This window comes from Burkholderia sp. KL41 (assembly GCF_057005415.2).
The window spans coordinates 3,480,520-3,497,892 of sequence record NZ_CM174446.1 but is presented as its reverse complement, the minus strand read 5'-3'; the positions used below and the strand labels follow the sequence as shown (position 1 = coordinate 3,497,892).

Genomic DNA, 17,373 nt, shown 5'->3' with positions numbered 1-17,373 from the left:
GGGCGGAAGACGGACAGCGAAAAGGGGGCGGCGACGAACGGCGCCCGGCACGCGAACCGGGCGCCCGGTGCTCAGTCCCGCAGCACGGCGCGCAGCAGCGCGAGGCGCCGCTGGTACTCGCGGCGCGCGGCGAGCGCGTCGGCCATCGTCACGCGCACGAAGCGCGCGCGGTGGTTGGGCTGCATCTGGCCGATCAGGTCCATGTCGGCGCTGATGACCGTGCCGATCGTCGCGTAGCCGCCGCCCGACACCGCGTCGCGGTGCAGGATGATCGGCTCGAGCCCGGCCGGCACCTGGATCGAGCCGATCGGGTAACACGCGTCGACGATGTTCGACGGATCGGCGCCCGCGCCGAATGGCTGCTCGCGCGGCCGGAACTGCAGCGCGCGGCCGTTCTTGTAGCGGTAGCCGATGCGATCGGCTTCGGGCGCGACCGTCCATTCGTCGTCGAAGAAGGTGCGCGCCGAATCGTCGGTGAGCCGGTAGTGGTACAGGCCCGTCAGGACCCGCAGCTCCACCTGGTTGTCGAGCGGCCGGCTCACGGCCGCCGGCAGCTCGCGCCCTTCGCGGGGTGTGCCGACGGGGGCGCCCAGCGGCAACCGGTCGCCTTTCTGCAGGCGCCGGCCCGCGTGGCCGCCGATCGCGCCGAGCGCGTAGGTCGAGCGGCTGCCGAGCACGACCGGCACGTCGATACCGCCCGCGACGGCGAGATACGCGCGAGCGCCCGCCTTCACGTAATTGAACGACAGCACGCTGCCTGCGCCGATCCGCAGCGCGACGTTGCAGCGCTGGCCGATGCCGTCGATCTTCGGCGTCATCTCGGCGCCGGTGACGGCGATCAGCGCATCCGTATGGAACAGCAGCTCGGGGCCGAGCAGCGTGCATTCGAGTACGGCGGCTTCTTCGGGATTGCCGACCAGCAGATTCGCCGCGCGCGATGCGTACTGGTCGAGCGAGCCCGACGGCGGGATGCCGACGTGGTAGTAGCCTTGCCGGCCCATGTCCTGGACCGACGTCGCGAGGCCGGGTTTCACGACCTCGATCAGGTTGTGCGCGTCAGCTTGCATGCAGCACCTCGACGAGAGAGCGGTTGTACGCATCGGGATCGCGCAGGAATGCGTCGAGCGAGAATTTCACCGGGCGCACGCGCAGGGAAAAGGTGCCGGCCTCGACGTCGGCCACCGCGGCGTCGTAGGTCGCGCGATCGATCGGCTGGAATTTCACGATGTCGCCGGGCCGGAAGAACACCATGAACTCGCGCAGGTAGTCGAGCCGCTGCGCGGGGTCGAAGATCGGCGCCGGCGTCACGCCGAACATCTGGTAGCCGCCCGCGCCGCGCACCGAGTAGATGCAGCCGAAACAGCCGCCGTGGCCCACGGTGAGCTTCGGCGTGTCGGTGCGCGGCCGCAGGTATTTCGGCACTTCGAGCTGGCGTTCGCGCTCGACCATCTGGTACATGAACGGCAGGCCCGCGACGAAGCCGACCATCGACACGAACCACGGCGACCCCGAGTGGGCGGCGATGAAGGCATCGACGTCGCGCTTGCCGTTGATGCGCGCCGCGTATTCGAGATCGGTCGACGACGGATCCTGGTGGCGTTCGCGAAACCGCATCAGCGTCTCGTGCGTCCATGGGTCGTTGTACAGCACCGGCACCTCGACGATGCGCGTATCGAGTTCGAGTGGCGCGTCGCCGACTTCGGCCTCGATCGTCTTCAACAGCGCGACGAGCGCATCGGGCTCGATCACGTCCGGGTCGTAGCGTACCTGGTAGGACGCATTCGCCGGACAGATCTCGGTGATGCCCGGCACCGCGCGGCGCTGCAGTTCGCGCGTGATCGCCGTGCCCTTGAAAAATGCGTCGAGCGACATCGATTCGCTGATTTCGACGAACACGAATTCGTCGCCGCCGAAGGTGTAACGGGTCGTCACATCGCCTCCCCGACGCGCACGGCGTCTGCATGTTCGGCTGCGTGTTGCTGCGTGGCGGCTGTTGCGGCCTCACGCCATTGCGGCATCCACGCTTCGAGGAAATTCGTGTGATAGCGCCCGGCGCGCACGTCTTCGTCGGCGAGCAGCGCGACGTGCAGCGGCGCGGTCGTCTTCAGCCCGCCGACGTGCAGCTCGCCCAGCGCGCGGGCCAGGCGCTGCAGCGCGGCCGCACGGCTCTCGTCGTGCACGATCAGCTTCGCGAGCAGCGAATCGTAGAACGGCGGCACGACGTAGCCCGGATAGAGCAGCGAATCGACGCGCACGCCGGGGCCGGTCGGCCACACCAGTGCGTCGATCCGGCCGGGGTTCGGGCGGAAGTCCTGCAATGGATCTTCCGCGTTGATCCGGCATTCGAGCGCCGCGCCGCGCATCGCGATGTCCGGCTGCGCGAAGCGCAGCGGCTCGCCGTCGGCGATGCGCAGCGTCTCGCGCACGAGATCGATGCCGGTGATCGCCTCGGTCACCGGATGCTCGACCTGGATGCGTGTGTTCATCTCGATGAAGTAGAACTCGCCGCGCGCGTCGTCGAACAGGTATTCGAGCGTGCCCGCGCTGCGATAGCCGACCACCTGCGCGAGCCGCGTGGCCGACGCGCACAGCGCGTCGCGCTGCGCGGGCGTGAGCGAAGGCGACGGCGCTTCCTCGAGGATTTTCTGGCGGCGCCGCTGCAGCGAGCATTCGCGCTCGAACAGGTGGACGACGTGACGGCCGTCGCCGAGCACCTGCACCTCGATGTGGCGCGCCCGTGCGATGAAGCGTTCGAGGTACACGCCGCCGTCGCCGAACGCCGCCTGCGCCTCGCGCTGCGCGAGCGGCAGCTCGGCGTCGAGCTGCGCGGCGTTATGCGCGACGCGGATGCCGCGCCCGCCTCCGCCGGCGGCCGCCTTGATCATGATCGGATAGCCGATGCGCGCGGCGACGTCCCGCGCCTCGTCGAGTGACTGCACGACGCCGTCGCTGCCGGGCACGGTCGGCACGTTGGCGCGCCGCGCGGTTTCGCGTGCGCGGGCCTTGTCGCCCATCGTGGCGATCACCTGCGAGTCCGGGCCGACGAAGATCAGGCCGGCCGCCTCGACCTGCGCGGCAAAGGCGGCATTTTCGGACAGGAAGCCGTAGCCGGGATGGATCGCGTCCGCGCCGCACTGCCGCGCGGCGTCGAGGATCGCGGCGGGATTCAGGTAACTCTTCGCCGCGTGCGACGAGCCGATGTGGACGGCTTCGTCGGCCATGCGCGCGGCGAGGCTGTCGCGGTCCGCGTCGCTGACCACGGCGACCGCGCGCATGCCGAGCTCGCGCGCGGCACGGATCACGCGCACCGCGATCTCGCCGCGGTTCGCGACCAGCACGGTGCGGATGCGTGACGGCCGGTAGAACGCGCTGGAGGAGGTTGCCGGATTCATCGCATCACCCCTCGATCCGCATCAGCACCTGGCCCGCGTCGACCGGCTCGCCGTCCTCGACGAGCAGCTCGACCACGCGCCCTGCCGCATCGGTTTCGATCTCGGTGAACTGCTTCATCACCTCGACGAGGCCGACCACCGCGCCGGCGGCGACCGTCGCGTCGACCGCGACGTAGTAGTCCGCATCGGGCGACGGGCGCCGGTAGAAGGTGCCCGGCAGCGGGCTGACGATATCGTGCAATGCCATCGTGTGTCTCCTCGAATCAGTGATGGGCGGCGAGCGGTTGCGGCCCGGCGGTCCGGATGCCTTCGCGGATCAGCGCGTGGCGCGTTTCGCGCACGAGGTCGAGCGCGCCCGGCGTGTCGCTGTGGATGCAGACCGAATCGAAATCGATGTCGATGTCGTCGCCGTCGATCGTCCGCACCTTGCCGTCGATGCACGCGCGCAGCACCTTGTCGGCGACCTGGCGCGGATCGAGCCGGCCGACGCGGCGCGTGAACACGATCGAGCCGCTGCGGTCGTAGTCGCGATCCGCGTAGAACTCGCGGATGACCGGCTGTCCGTACTCGACGGCGACGCGGTACGTGACCGACGCCTCCATGCAGTACAGCCACAGGCCCGGATCGACGCGTTGCAGCGTTTCGATCAGCATCCGCGAGAACGCTTCGTTGCCTGCCGCATGCATGTAGAGCGCGCCGTGCGGCTTCACGTGCTGCAGGCTGACGCCGTTCAGGCGCGCGAACTCGCGCAGTGCGCCGAGCTGGTACAGGATGTCGTTGACGAGCGCCTGCGGCGTTTCGGCGATCGTGCGGCGGCCGAAGCCGACGAGATCGCGAAAGCCCGGGTGCGCGCCGATGCCGACGCCGGCGTCGCGCGCGAGCTGCACCGTGCGCGCCATGATGTTCGGATCGCCGGCGTGAAAACCGGTGGCGATGTTTGCCGAGCTGATCAGCGGCATGATCTGCTCGTCGACGCCGTCGCCGATCGTCCACGGGCCGAAGCCTTCTCCCATGTCGGAGTTCAGGTCGACGCTGTGCTTCCTCATACGATGTGCTCCTCCAGGTTCTCCGGTTCGCGTGCGTCGTGGCGCATGCCGAAACCGTGTTGAACGCAGGTTAGCCGCGTGGGGTGCGTCAAAAAAGTTCTATTTTTATATGCGACTGTATCGATTTTTTCGATACCGTGGAAAACGGCTGCCAGGTGCCGTCGGAGCTGGGGCGGCAGGGTTTCCACGAGGTCGGGTTCATGGGCGTGGCGCGGTTGTTATGATGTTTGTCGCGTGCCCATCTGTTTTCTCATCGACCATGGCCCTGACTCTCAGACAGCTCAAGTATTTCGTCGCGACCGCCGAGCTCGGCCAGATCTCGCAGGCCGCGATCCAGCTCACGATTTCGCAGTCGGCCGTGACGAGCGCGATCAGGGAACTGGAGGACAGCCTCGGCACGCAACTGTTCCTGCGCACGCCGTCGGGTGTGACGCTCACCGACACGGGGCGGCGCTTCCTGAATCACGCGTACACGATCCTGTCGTCGGTCGACGAGGCGATGCGGATTCCGAACCTCGAAAGCACGCTGACCGGCACGCTCGCGATCGCCGCGAGCTACACGGTGCTCGGCTATTTCCTGCCGCACCACGTGCTGCGCCTGAACACGCTGTATCCGCGGCTGACGATCCACCTGCACGAGCTGAACCGCGAGTCGATCGAGGAAGGGCTGATCGCGGGCCGCTACGACATGGCCGTGCTGCTCACGTCGAACGTGTCGAATCCGGCGCTCGTGCTGGAGCCGGTGATTCACTCGGTGCGGCGGCTGTGGGTCGGCGCGCATCATCCGCTGCTCAGGCACGAGAGCGTCACGTTCGCGGAAGTCGCGCGCGAGCCGTTCGTGATGCTGACGGTCGACGAGGCGGGGCAGACGGCGCTGCGTTACTGGAACGAGACGCCGTACCGGCCGAACGTGATCCTGCGCACGTCGTCGGTCGAGGCGGTCCGCAGCATGGTCGCGAACGGCAGCGGCGTCGCGATCCTGTCCGACATGGTGTATCGGCCGTGGTCGCTCGAAGGGCGGCGCATCGAGACGATCGTGCTGCGCGATGCGGTGCCGCCGATGAGCGTCGGTCTTGCGTGGCGCAAGGACATCGAGTTGAGCCCCGCGATGCATGCGGTGCGCGATTATTTCCGGCACACGTTCATGGAGCCGCGCGCGCTCGGCGGCGCGGCCTGAACGACGGGGCCGGATACGAAAAAGCCGGGGCGTGCCCCGGCTTTTCCGTTTGCAGATCCGGCCCGACGGCCGCTCCGCTTACGCGTTCGCCGACATCGCGTCCGCGTCGCTCGCGCGGATGCCGAGGCGCTCGAACAGCGCGCGATCCTTCTGCGACTGCGGGTTGCTCGTCGTCAGCAGCTGGTCGCCGTAGAACATCGAGTTCGCGCCGGCGAGGAAGCACATCGCCTGCAGCCCGTCGTCGAGCTGTTCGCGGCCGGCCGACAGGCGCACGACGGCCTTCGGCATCGTGATCCGCGCGACCGCGATCGTGCGCACGAATTCGAACGGGTCGAGCGGCGCGGTGCCTTCGAGCGGCGTGCCTTCGATCGCGACGAGGTTGTTGATCGGCACCGAATCCGGATACGGGTTCAGGTTCGCGAGCTGCGAGATCAGGCCCGCGCGTTCGCGGCGCGATTCGCCCATCCCGATGATGCCGCCGCAGCACACGTTGATGCCGGCGTCGCGCACGCGGTCGAGCGTGTCGAGGCGATCCTGGTAGGTACGCGTCGAGATCACCTGGCCGTAGAACTCCGGCGACGTGTCGAGGTTGTGGTTGTAGTAGTCGAGGCCCGCATTCGCGAGTTCCTGCGCCTGCTCGTCTTCCAGCATGCCGAGCGTCATGCAGGTCTCGAGGCCGAGTTCCTTCACACCGCGCACCATCTCGGTCAGCGCCGGCATGTGGCGCTCCTTCGGGTTGCGCCATGCGGCGCCCATGCAGAAGCGGCTCGCGCCGTTCGCCTTCGCCGCCCGTGCGGCATCCAGCACGGCGTCGACGTCCATCAGCTTCTCGGCCTTCAGGCCCGTGTCGTGGTGCGACGACTGCGAGCAGTAGCCGCAATCTTCCTCGCAGCCGCCCGTCTTGATCGACAGCAGCGTCGACAGCTGCACCGCGTTCGCGTCGAAGTGCTCGCGGTGCACCTGCTGCGCGCGGAAGATCAGGTCGTTGAACGGCAGCTCGAACAGCGCGACGACGTCGGCGACGCGCCAGCGTTGCGAGGCCGGAGCGGCCACGGGAATCGCGTCGGGTTGCACGGTGGCGGCGGTCTGGGCTTGGGTCATATCGTTTTCCTGTCCTGGTCGGGGATGAGGGATCGGGGGATCGGGGATCTGTTTCTGTCGGGTCAATGCCGCGCGGTGCGCAGCGTATCGACGAGCGCGGCGATGTCGAGCATCGCCGCGGCGGATTCGGGGGCGGCCGGGCTCATGTGCGGAATGCGGCCGAGCAGCGGCGCGCCGTGCTCGCGGGCGAGCCAGTCGCGCATCGTCGCGACGTTCTCGTCGGGGAACGACATCGCCGGGTCGACGTGGTTCGCGACCCAGCCGGCGAGCTTGAGGCCGCGTTGGCGAATCGCGTCGGCGGTGAGCAGCGCATGGCTGATGCAGCCGAGCCGCACGCCGACGACGAGCACGACCGGCACGCCGAGCGCTACCGCGAGATCGGCCATGTCCTGCGTGTCGTTCATCGGCACGCGGAAGCCGCCGGCGCCTTCGACGACGACGATATCCGCGCGCGTCAGCGCTTCGCGATGGCACGCGACGATCGTGTCGATGTCGAGCGTCACGCCTTCCCGCGCGGCGACGATATGCGGCGCGGCCGGCGCCTTCAGCAGGAACGGCGTGCGCAGCTCGGGCGGCAGCATGACGTTCGCGGCCGCGTCGAGCTGGTCGGCGTCCTCGTTGCGCCACACGCCGTCGCGTTCATATGCGCCGGCCGCGACGGGTTTCAGCGCGGCTGCACGCAGGCCGTGCCGCGCGAAGCCGTGCAGCATCGCGGCCGACACGAAGGTCTTGCCGATTTCGGTGTCGGTGCCCGTGACGAAAAGCGAGAGCGGGGCGGTCATGCCGCAGTCTCCCGCCGGGCCGCCCCAAGGGAGGCTGCAGCCCCCTCGGGGGGCAGCTCACGAAGTGAGCGTGGGGGCGGTTCCGTCTCCCGCGGGGCCGCGTGAGCGGAGGCTGCGGCCCCGTCGCTGGCTTCGACCAGCGCGGCTTCGAGCCGCGCGAGATCGTCGAACGAATGCGCGGCCGACAGCGACACGCGCAGCCGCGACGTGCCGACGGGCACCGTCGGCGGCCGGATCGCGGGCACCCACAGGCCGTGCGCGTCGAGCGCGCGCATCGCCGCGAGCGTCGCGTCGTTGCTGCCGATCACGAGCGGCTGCACGGCCGTGTGCGAATCGACCGGCTCCCAGCGCGTATTGCGCAGCAGTGCGCGCGTGCGTTCGATCAGTGCGGCGAGATGCGCGCGCCGCGCATCGCCTTCGTCGCCCGCGATCACCTTCAGGCTTGCCGATACCGCATGCGCGACGGCCGGCGGCGCGGCCGTCGTGAAGATGTAGCTGCGCGCGCGCTGGATCATCCATTCGATCACGGTCTCGTGCGCGATCACGAATGCGCCCGCGACGCCGGCGGCCTTGCCGAGCGTGCCGACGTACACGAGATGCGGCGAACGCAGCGCGGCGGCCGCGAGCGCGCCGCGGCCCTGCGGGCCGAGCACGCCGAAGCCGTGTGCGTCGTCGACGACGAGCCACGCGCCATGGCGCTCGGCCAGCGCGACGAGTTCGGCGAGCGGCGCGATGTCGCCGTCCATGCTGAACACGGTGTCGCTGACGATCAGCTTCGTTTCGGCATCCGATGCGTCGAGCAGCGCGGCGAGCGCGGCCGTGTCGGCATGCGGATAGACCTGTACGTTCGCGCGCGACAGCCGCATGCCGTCGATCAGCGATGCGTGGTTCAGCGCGTCGGAGAAGAGGGTTGCGCGCTTGCCGGTGAGCGCCGTCATCGCGGCGAGGTTCGCCATGTAGCCGGTGCTGAAGTAGAGCGCGCGCGGCGCGTCGGAGAAGCCGCCCGAGAAGGCCGCGAGCTCCTCTTCGAGCGTCGCGTGCGCACGCGAGTGGCCGCCGAGCAGGTGCGAGCCGCCGCTGCCGGCGCCGTAGCGCTGCGCGCCTTCGGCGAATGCGGCGACGAGCGCCGGATGCGCGGCGAGGCCGAGATAGTCGTTGCTGGCGAAGCCGACGATCTCGCGGCCGTCGACGGTCATGCGCGCATCGCACGCGGTGTCGGCGGTGCGGCGCACGCGGCGCAGCCCCTGGGCGTCGAGATCGGCGAGGCCGCGTTGCAGCGCGTCGAGCAGCGGGTGTGTCATCGTGCGATCTCCGCGAGCGTGGCGTCGAGCGTGTCGCGCGTGCGTTGCGCGAGCCACGCGATGTCGTCGTCGGTCATCACGTACGGCGGCATCAGGTACACGGTCGTGCCGATCGGGCGCAGCAGCAGCTCGCGTTCCAGCGCGCGTTCGAAGAAGCGTCGCGAGAAGCCGCGCGCCGCGTCGCCGTCGAGCGCGACGTCGAACGCGAACAGCGTGCCGCGCTCGCGCAGGTGGCGTACCTGCGGATGTGCGTCGAGCGGCGCGAGCGCGGCACGCAGCGTGGCCGACTTGCGCGCGTTCGCCGCGAGCACGTCGTCGCGTGCGAAGAGGTCGAGCGTCGCGACCGCCGCGCGGCACGCGAGCGGGTTGCCCGTGTACGAATGCGAGTGCAGGAAGCCGCGCGTCGTGTCGTCGTCGTAGAACGCGGCGAACACGTCGTCGCGCGTGAGCACGAGCGACAGCGGCAGGTAGCCGCCGCTGATGCCTTTCGACAGGCACAGGAAGTCGGGCCAGACGCCGGCCTGCTCGCACGCGAAGAAGGTGCCGGTGCGGCCGCAGCCGACCGCGATCTCGTCGGCGATCAGGTGCACGCCGAATTCGTCGCACAGCGCGCGCAGCCCGCGCACGTACGACGGATCGTGCATCGCCATGCCGGCCGCGCACTGCACGAGCGGCTCGACGATCAGCGCGGCGATCCGGTCGCCGCGTTCGACGAACAGGCGCCGCACGTCCGCGAGCGCGCGGCCCGCGACGTCGGCGGCCGTTTCGCCCGGCAGCGCGCCGCGCGCGTCGGGCGACGCGACGACGTGCGCATGGCGGATCAGCGGATCGTACGCGTCCTTGAACAGCGCGACGTCGGTCACGCCGAGCGCGCCGATCGTTTCGCCGTGATAGCTGTTCGCTACGCAGACGAATTCCTGCTTGTTCGCGCGGCCGCGGTTGCGCCACGCGTGGAAGCTCATCTTCAGCGCGATCTCGACGGCCGACGCGCCGTCCGACGCGAAGAACGCATGGCCGAGCGTGCGCGCGGTCAGCGCGTGCAGCCGCTCCGCGAGCTCGATCGCGGGTTCGTGCGTGCAGCCGGCGAGCATCGCGTGCTCGAGCGTGTCGAGCTGGTCCTTCAGCGCCGCGTTGATGTCCGGGTTCGCATGGCCGAACAGGTTGACCCACCACGAGCTGATCGCGTCGAAATAGCGGCGGCCGTCACGGTCGTACAGCCACACGCCCGCGCCACGCGCGACGGGGATGAGCGGCAGGCGCTCGTGGTGCTTCATCTGGGTGCAGGGATGCCAGACCGCGCGCAGGCTGCGCGCGACCCAGTCGTCGGTGGCTGGCGTACTCAAGGCGGCTCCGGGGGATAAAACGGCCGCGCGGCATCGATGGGATGCCGCGCGGCGGGACAACGGGACAACGAAACGCGCTGAGATTAGCGTGTTCCGCGACGGGTTGCACTACCGGTTACAAAGGCCGCGAAGCCTTGCTGGACGGGAGTTCGGCGCAGATCGGAGCGGCTCGGGACGGTACGGTTCAGAAGTCCGGAAATGACCGCAGATGACGACGTTCGAGTGAGACCCCCCAACCGAAAAAAATCGGGGGGCGGGGCGGTGCGGCAGGGTGAGAAATCGGGGAGCGAAGGGGCGAAAGGGCGAATCGGGCGGGGTGTTGTGGCCCCAACGCGACCGGAAGGCGAATGACTGCAAGCGGTGACGAGGGCGCGCGCGGGCATCGCGCGAGGAGGCGGCGCGCTCGGGCCGGCACACGATGCGAACGGCGTACGCGGCATCCGATGCACAAACGCGGCATGCAGCGCGTGCGCGAAGCGATGAAAAACGGGGAGAAGGAAAAGCGAAACGGGGGGCAGCGAAGGCCGCCGCCCGTCAGCGCGAAGCCAGCGCGCGCGTATCGATATCGTGCGTGGTATTGGTGTCGCCGTTGTCGGCCGTCTGCGTGTTCGTGTTCCACACGACCCGGTCGTTGACCGCATACAGCCGGCACGCGCCCGCGCCCTGCTTCGCGCAGTTGTCGAGCGCGAGCGCCATCGGGTCGTCGCCGCCTTCGGCCCACGACCACGCGCCTTCCGACGACACCGCGAACGCGCGGCTCGGATGCTGGTTCAGGAAGCGGCGATAGCCTTCACGGCCGGCTTCGTCGACATACGGCACCGCGTTGACCGCGTCGATCGACGCGTAGCCGGTGGCTTTCGGCTCGTGCGGGTTCGCGACCGCGTAGCGCACCGAGGTCGGCAGGTTCAGCTGCGCGAGGAACGCGTTGACGGCCGGCCACCACACGGGCACGCCGTCGCGATCGACGATCAGCCGGTGCGCGTCGTCCTTGTAGCGGCCGAAATCGATGAACTGGGCCTGCGTGCCGTGCGACACGTACGCGTCGTGCATCTGCGCGACGAGCCCGGGCGTCCACACCGAATCGTTGTCGCCGTACAGCCACAGCGACCGCACGGCCGTGTGCGCGCCGTACTGGTCGAACGCGTCGACGAGGTTGCGCTGCCAGCCGTCGCAGAGGTCCTGGCGCAGCCCGCCGGAGAAGTTGATGATGCCGCGCACGCCCGGTGCGGCTTCGGTGCCGTACGCGACCGATACGAGGCCGCCGTGCGACGTGCCGGCGACGACGATGCGCGACGCATCGACATACGGCTGGCGCGACATGTAGCGCACCGTCGCGTCGACGTCGGCCGCTTGCGCGAGGCCGTTCTTGCCGACGTTGCAGCCTTCCTGCTGGTAGGTGCCGTCCGAGCCCGCGAAGCCCTGGCGGTTCGGCGCGATCACCGCATAACCGCGGCGCACGAATTCGCGCGCGAACGCAAGCGGCCGGCTGCGCGGCTGCAGATGGAGATCGCCGGTGTTCTTGCCGTGGTTGAAGACGACGAGCGGGAACGGGCCGGAGCCGTTCGGCTTGAAGAGCGTCGCCTCGAGCGTGACGGTGCCCGATGCGTCGGCCGGAATGCGGAGGATCTGTTCGTTCAGGTCGGCGGCGACCTGCGGCAGGTTCGAATCGCCGTAGTCGAAGCGTTCGGCATGGGCGAGCGACCCGCTGGCGCCGGCGCCCGTCCCCGTATTGGCGTTCGACAGCGTACCGGCCTGAGCGGCCGACAGCGCGCAGGCCGCCATCCATCCCACCAATACCTTGCTGAACGCCATTCGTAAGCCCTGCCATGCAACATGACTGATCTGAGGGCCATCCTAGCCCGACAAATTCAGGTTGTGCAATGCGGGAATTACCCGGCGTCTGACACAGCAACTATTTGTCAACGTTCACTTACTTCGCCGTCGACGTAACGCCAGAAACCGTGCTCGTCGCGCTCGAAACGGCTCGTCTCGTGGAGCCGGTAAGCGCGTCCGCCGATCTTGTAGCGGGCCACGAATTCGACCTCCGCGTGCCGTTCGTCGAGCGGCGCGTGGCGTTTGACCGTGAGGCCGAGCCAGCGCGGTGCGTCGGGTGCCTCGGGGTCGGTGTCGAGATCGGGCGGGCAGGTGCGCGCGGCCCACGTCGCGCGCAGGTAGCCGGTCGCTCCGAGCACGTACGCGCTGTACCGCGAACGCATCAACTCGAGTGCGTTCGGCGCGGCTTCGCCGCCGTCGATGAAGCGGCCGCAGCAGGCCGCGTAGCGAGGCGCCGGCGCTTTGCCGGCGGGAGCGGGGGACGCGCCGCCGCACGGGCACGCGTCAGGTCGGTTCAAAATCATGCGAAACGGGAATTAACGACGTCTGGTTGTCGGTTGACCACCGGCTGACTACCAGCTCAGCTCGATGCCGTCGTACTGGAAGAAACGGCCGTTTGCCTGCGACACGTCCGCGCCGGATTCGGCGATCACGCGGCGCATGCCGGTCACGCTGGTTTCCGGATCGATCGCGGCCTGCGCGCCGCCCATGTCGGTGCGCACCCAGCCGGGATGGAGCGAGATGCACGCGGCGTGGCGCGTCTGCAGCGACGCGATGCGCAGCACGTCGTTCAGCGCGGCCTTGCTCGCGCGGTACAGCCAGCCGGTCGTGCCGGTCGCCTCGGCGATGCTGCCCATCCGGCTCGACACGACGGCGAGCACGCCGCGTGCGTCCTCGACGAGCGGCAGCAGGATCGGCAGCAGCTGCATCGGCCCGCGCACGTTCGTATGCATCACCGCGTCGAAATCCTCGGCGGTGATCGTCTCGACGCCCTCGGTGCGCGGCCCGTAGACGCCCGACACCATCACGGCCGCATCGAGCCGCTCGCCGTCGAGCTTCCAGCCGAGCGCCGCGATCTGCTCGGGCTGCGTGATGTCGAGCGCATGTGCTTGCGCGCCGAGCGCGCGCAGCGCGTCGAGCGAGGCGTCGTCGCGCGCGGTGGCGATCACGTTCCAGCCGTCGCGCCGGTATTGCCGGACGAATTCGCGGCCGAGGCCGCGCGATGCACCGACGATCAATGCGGTTTTCATGCCCGTCGCTCCTTTGCTTGGCGCCGCCCTGGCGGTACCGGTGTCAGATCCGTTCGATGCGCATCGCGGCCGCGCGGCGTCGGCCGCCCGGCGGCTTGCGCGTTACTTCGCGTCGTCGCACGGCTTCAGCGTGTCGGCGACCGCCTGCGCGACGCCTTCGAGCCGCCGCGCGGCGTCCGCCGCGATCATGTCGTTGTCCGGCGCATGGTTGCCGCCGGCGGTGAGCGCGGCCACGCAGCGCTTGTAGGTCTCGTCGAGCGCGTCGAAGTTCGACACGGCCATCCCGAGGTTGCGCATCCGGCCGTCGTGCACGCCGTACACGAGCCCGTGCACGGTGAGCGACTGGCCGCGGGCCCACGCGTCGTTGACGATCGTCGTGCGGCAGACGTTGACGACCTGCTCGATCGCGTTCAGCTCGATCAGGCGGCGATAACGCGCTTCGCCGACCGGCCAGTCCTCGAGCAGCGCCGCGTGGCGCTCGCGCACGTCCTGCACGTGATGCAGCCAGTTGTCGGCGAGGCCGACGCGGCGGTTGAGCAGCGCGGCATTCACGCCCGAGCAGCCGTAGTGGCCGACGACCATGATGTGCTTCACGCGCAGGATGTCGACCGCGAACTGGATCACCGACAGGCAGTTCAGGTCGCTGTGCACGACCACGTTCGCGATGTTGCGATGGACGAACACTTCGCCCGGCGGCAGGCCGATGATCTGGTTCGCGGGCACGCGCGAATCCGAGCAGCCGATCCACAGGTATTCCGGCGCCTGCTGGTCGGCGAGACGCGCGAAGAACTGCGGATCGTCCTCGAGCTTGCGTTTGACCCACGCATCGTTGTTGTCGAACAGGTGGGAAAGCGGATTGTCTTGGGTGTTCATCGGTGTGGCTTCCGTTGACGGAAATCGGGTCGGTACGGTATCGGGTTCGGTGTAACCGGCGTCAGGCGGCGCGCTGCGCGTCGCCTTCGCCGTCGTTCTGGTCCGTCGCGCCGAAGCGGTCGGGGTAGCGCACGCTGAAGCGCAGCGATGCGTCGTAGGGATAAAAATCGGGCAATTCACCCTGCAGCAGCTTGTCCTTGCTGGCCTGCCACAGCGCGGGATCGAAAAAGTCCGCGTGATGCTTCATGAAGACGTCGCGCACGCGCGGATCGCCGAGCAGGAACGGCCCGTAGGTCTCCGGGAAGATGTCGTGCGGGCCGACGGTATACCACGGTTCGCCGGACAGCTCGTCTTCCTCGTTGCGCGGCGGCGGCACGCGGCGCACGTTGCAGTCGGTCAGGTACTCGATCTCGTCGTAGTCGTAGAACACGACGCGGCCATGGCGCGTGACGCCGAAGTTCTTGTACAGCATGTCGCCGGGGAAGATGTTCGCCTTCATCAGCTCCTTCACCGCGTTGCCGTACTCCTTCACGCCGTGCTCGACGTCGGTATCGGTGCCGTTCTGCAGGTACAGGTTAAGCGGCGTCATCCGGCGCTCGATGTACAGGTGCTTGATCACGAGATTGTCGTCCTCGTATTCGAGCAGCGACGGCACTTCCTTTTCCAGCTCGCGCACGAGCGCGTGGTCGAGCCGCGCGAGCGGCAGCGCGACGCTCGAATACTCGAGCGTATCGGCCATCCGCCCGAGGCGGTCGTGGCGCTTCACGAGCTGGTACTTCTCCATGATCTGCGCACGCGTCGTTTCCTTCGGCGGCGGGAAGTGATCCTTGATGATCTTGAACACGTACGGGAACGACGGCAGCGTGAACACGAGCATCACGAGGCCCTTGATCCCGGGCGCGATGATGAAGCGGTCGCTCGAATGCGACAGGTGGTGCAGCAGGTCGCGATAGAACAGGTTCTTGCCCTGCTTCTGCAGGCCGACCGACGTGTAGATCTCGGCCTTCGGCTTGCCGGGCATGATCGTGCACAGGAAGTCGACGTACGCGGACGGCACGCCCATGTCGACGAGGAAATACGAGTGCGAGAAGCCGAAGATGATCATCAGCTGGTCGCGGCGCAGCAGCACGGTGTCGAGCGAGAGCACGCCCGGACGCACGTGGCGGATCGGCACCGCGAACGGCAGCACGCGGTCGGCGTTGATGATGCGGCCGACGATGTACGCGCTCTTGTTGCGGAAGAACAGCGACGACAGCACGTGGATCTGGAAATTCGGCGCTTCGTCGAAGTGGCCGAATTCGTCGTGGATCGCCTGCATCACGCAGCCGATGTCGCGCGGGAGATCGTCGAACGCCGGCTCGAGCTGGAAGTTCGTGACGATGCGCTCGAGGGTGGCCGCGAGCCCGTCGGTGCCCGGATAGTACGCGCGGTAGGTCGGCTTCGCGGCCGGCTCGTCGTTCTCGAGATACTCGGTCGAGATCGCCGGGCGCACGAAGATGAAATCGTTGCTGAAGTACGAGCGGTGCAGGATCTTGCAGCACACCGAATTGAAAAACGTCTCCGCGCACTCGGGCTGGCGGTGCGACGTGAGCAGGCCGATGTAGTGCAGCTTGATCTGCTGCCACACTTCGTCGTCGATGTTTTCCGCGTCGTATTCGTCTTCCAGCACCTCGACGCATTCCTTCACGCGATCGTCGTACGACGTGATCCGCTCCCGCGCGAGCCGCTGCAGCCCGTGCCAGTCGCCGTGCTCGAACAGCGTCTTCGCTTCGACGGCCGCGTCGCGGAAGATCCGGTAGTGGCGGTCGAAGTTTTCGAGCATCGTCTGCGCGACGTCGAAACCGATCTGCGAAGACAGCAGTTTGGGGAAGTGATTCATTGCGTGCAGGCTCGTTCGGGAGGGGCTGTAAGCACTCGCCATTTTAGCGCCCAAGTCGGCGTTTCAATGACTTTCGGGGTGACGCGCCCACGGCCTTCAATCGGCGCGTTGTTCGCCGTTGCGTGCCGTTCGGTGCATCTTCGCGTAAAGATACGGGTACGGAACCGATTCTGGCACGAACTTTTTTTGACGGGGCGGCGGCCGCCGGGCACGCGTTGAGCGCGACGGCGATAGAATCGACGCGACGCCCGCCGCGGCCTGCCGCCGGCGCGCATTCGCACCGATAACGACGAGACGCCCCACCGATGAACGCACTGGAACACCAACTCGACTACCCCTTCGCCGACACGCTGCCCGCCGCGGGCGACACGTTCGAGGTCGCGCCCGGCGTGCGCTGGCTGCGCATGCCGCTGCCGTTCTCGCTCGATCACATCAACCTCTGGCTGCTGCGCGACGAGATCGACGGGCAGGCCGGCTGGACGATCGTCGATTGCGGGATCTCGTCGGAGGCGATCCGCACGCACTGGGAGCAGATCTTCGACACGCATCTCGACGGCCTGCCCGTGCTGCGGGTGCTCGTCACGCACTGCCACCCCGATCACTTCGGCCTCGCGAACTGGCTGTGCGAAGGCGGCGACAAGGGCCGCTGGAACGTGCGGCTGTGGATGACGCTGGGCGAGTACATGTTCGGCTGCCTGATGGCGGCCGGCAACGGCTCGAACGCGGGCGGCGCGGCGGCCGCCGATCACTTCGCGCGCCACGGGCTCACCGATCCGGCCGCGCTCGACAAGCTGCGCAACCGTCGCAACTATTACTCGGATCTCGTGCCGGCCGTGCCGCCGCGCTACCGGCGCCTGCGTGAAGGCGATGCGGTGACGATCGGCGCGCGCACGTGGCGCGTCGTGACCGGCTTCGGCCATTCGCCTGAACATTGCGCGCTGCATAGCGAAGCGGACGGCGTGCTGATCTCCGGCGACATGGTGCTGCCGCGCATCTCGACGAACGTGTCCGTGTTCGACCTCGAGCCGGAGGCGAATCCGCTCGCGCTGTACCTGCAGTCGCTCGGCCGTTACGAGACGATGGCGCCCGATACGCTGGTGCTGCCGTCGCACGGCAAGCCGTTCCGCGGCGTGCGCACGCGCATCGCGCAACTGCGCGAACACCATGACGCGCGCCTGGCCGAAGTGCGCGTCGCATGCGCGGAAAAGCCGATGAGCGCGGCCGACATCGTGCCGATCATGTTCCGCCGCCGCGAACTCGACATCCACCAGATGACGTTCGCGCTCGGCGAGGCGCTCGCGCACCTGAACCTGCTGTGGCTCGCGGGCGAGCTCGTGCGCGAGCAGGGCGACGACGGCGTGCTGCGGTTCCGCATCGCCGGCTGACACCGCTTCGT

Annotated in this window: 16 protein-coding genes; 2 read left to right on the top strand and 14 right to left on the bottom strand. The window is 68.4% G+C overall.

Features of this window, described 5'->3' with window-relative positions; genetic code table 11:
• Positions 1–71 precede the first annotated feature (71 nt).
• The 5 genes from PQB87_RS16435 to PQB87_RS16415 are packed head-to-tail and all read right to left on the bottom strand — an operon-like array spanning position 72 to position 4,438.
• Positions 72–1,067: a 5-oxoprolinase subunit C family protein gene (locus PQB87_RS16435; RefSeq protein WP_021157413.1), complete on the bottom strand. Its 996-nt coding sequence runs from the start codon at positions 1,065–1,067 to the stop codon at positions 72–74.
• Entirely contained in the window at positions 1,057–1,932 is an 876-nt protein-coding gene (locus PQB87_RS16430) for a 5-oxoprolinase subunit B family protein (protein ID WP_059586330.1), read from the bottom strand. Before PQB87_RS16430 ends, PQB87_RS16435 begins: the two co-directional genes overlap by 11 nt.
• A complete protein-coding gene (locus PQB87_RS16425; protein WP_489242387.1) occupies positions 1,929–3,392 on the bottom strand; it encodes an acetyl-CoA carboxylase biotin carboxylase subunit in 1,464 nt (487 codons plus the stop codon). The genes PQB87_RS16430 and PQB87_RS16425 overlap by 4 nt, the downstream gene beginning before the upstream one ends.
• Positions 3,393–3,396: 4 nt before the next feature.
• Complete coding sequence (locus tag PQB87_RS16420; protein WP_021157410.1) at positions 3,397–3,639, bottom strand: acetyl-CoA carboxylase; 243 nt, start codon at positions 3,637–3,639, stop codon at positions 3,397–3,399.
• A 16-nt stretch (positions 3,640–3,655) separates the two neighbouring features.
• Positions 3,656–4,438: a 5-oxoprolinase subunit PxpA gene (locus tag PQB87_RS16415; protein ID WP_059651137.1), complete on the bottom strand. Its 783-nt coding sequence runs from the start codon at positions 4,436–4,438 to the stop codon at positions 3,656–3,658.
• 259 nt (positions 4,439–4,697) lie between these two features.
• On the opposite strand from PQB87_RS16415, the gene PQB87_RS16410 reads away from it, so the two are divergent.
• Positions 4,698–5,615, top strand: coding sequence for a LysR family transcriptional regulator (locus PQB87_RS16410; protein ID WP_048026260.1), 918 nt, complete (start codon positions 4,698–4,700; stop codon positions 5,613–5,615).
• 78 nt (positions 5,616–5,693) lie between these two features.
• On the opposite strand, the gene bioB is transcribed toward PQB87_RS16410, so the two are convergent.
• The 9 genes from bioB to aceK all read right to left on the bottom strand — a co-directional run bounded on the left by bioB (position 5,694) and on the right by aceK (position 15,977).
• Positions 5,694–6,716: a biotin synthase BioB gene (gene bioB / locus PQB87_RS16405; RefSeq protein ID WP_021157406.1), complete on the bottom strand. Its 1,023-nt coding sequence runs from the start codon at positions 6,714–6,716 to the stop codon at positions 5,694–5,696.
• Positions 6,717–6,778: 62 nt separating this feature from the next.
• Positions 6,779–7,498 (bottom strand): dethiobiotin synthase, encoded by a 720-nt coding sequence (gene bioD, locus PQB87_RS16400; RefSeq protein ID WP_489242386.1) that lies wholly within the window; start codon positions 7,496–7,498, stop codon positions 6,779–6,781.
• Complete coding sequence (gene bioF, locus PQB87_RS16395; RefSeq protein ID WP_059554317.1) at positions 7,495–8,799, bottom strand: 8-amino-7-oxononanoate synthase; 1,305 nt, start codon at positions 8,797–8,799, stop codon at positions 7,495–7,497. The genes bioD and bioF overlap by 4 nt, the downstream gene beginning before the upstream one ends.
• On the bottom strand, positions 8,796–10,142 hold the full coding sequence (gene bioA / locus PQB87_RS16390) for an adenosylmethionine--8-amino-7-oxononanoate transaminase (RefSeq protein ID WP_111938923.1): 1,347 nt from the start codon (positions 10,140–10,142) through the stop codon (positions 8,796–8,798). Before bioA ends, bioF begins: the two co-directional genes overlap by 4 nt.
• Before the next feature lie 534 nt (positions 10,143–10,676).
• Positions 10,677–11,954 (bottom strand): dienelactone hydrolase family protein, encoded by a 1,278-nt coding sequence (locus tag PQB87_RS16385; RefSeq protein WP_489242385.1) that lies wholly within the window; start codon positions 11,952–11,954, stop codon positions 10,677–10,679.
• 107 nt (positions 11,955–12,061) lie between these two features.
• Positions 12,062–12,499, bottom strand: a complete 438-nt coding sequence (locus PQB87_RS16380; protein WP_059677244.1) for a YchJ family protein — start codon at positions 12,497–12,499, stop codon at positions 12,062–12,064.
• A gap of 48 nt (positions 12,500–12,547) precedes the next feature.
• Positions 12,548–13,225, bottom strand: a complete 678-nt coding sequence (locus PQB87_RS16375) for an SDR family oxidoreductase (protein WP_021157400.1) — start codon at positions 13,223–13,225, stop codon at positions 12,548–12,550.
• A 102-nt stretch (positions 13,226–13,327) separates the two neighbouring features.
• Positions 13,328–14,098 carry a carbonate dehydratase gene (gene can / locus PQB87_RS16370; protein WP_021157399.1) on the bottom strand — a complete coding sequence of 257 codons (771 nt, stop codon included), beginning with the start codon at positions 14,096–14,098 and terminating at the stop codon, positions 13,328–13,330.
• 61 nt (positions 14,099–14,159) lie between these two features.
• On the bottom strand, positions 14,160–15,977 hold the full coding sequence (gene aceK / locus PQB87_RS16365; RefSeq protein WP_489242384.1) for a bifunctional isocitrate dehydrogenase kinase/phosphatase: 1,818 nt from the start codon (positions 15,975–15,977) through the stop codon (positions 14,160–14,162).
• Between the two features lie 305 nt (positions 15,978–16,282).
• On the opposite strand from aceK, the gene PQB87_RS16360 reads away from it, so the two are divergent.
• Positions 16,283–17,362 carry an MBL fold metallo-hydrolase gene (locus tag PQB87_RS16360; RefSeq protein WP_060062513.1) on the top strand — a complete coding sequence of 360 codons (1,080 nt, stop codon included), beginning with the start codon at positions 16,283–16,285 and terminating at the stop codon, positions 17,360–17,362.
• Positions 17,363–17,373 lie beyond the last annotated feature (11 nt).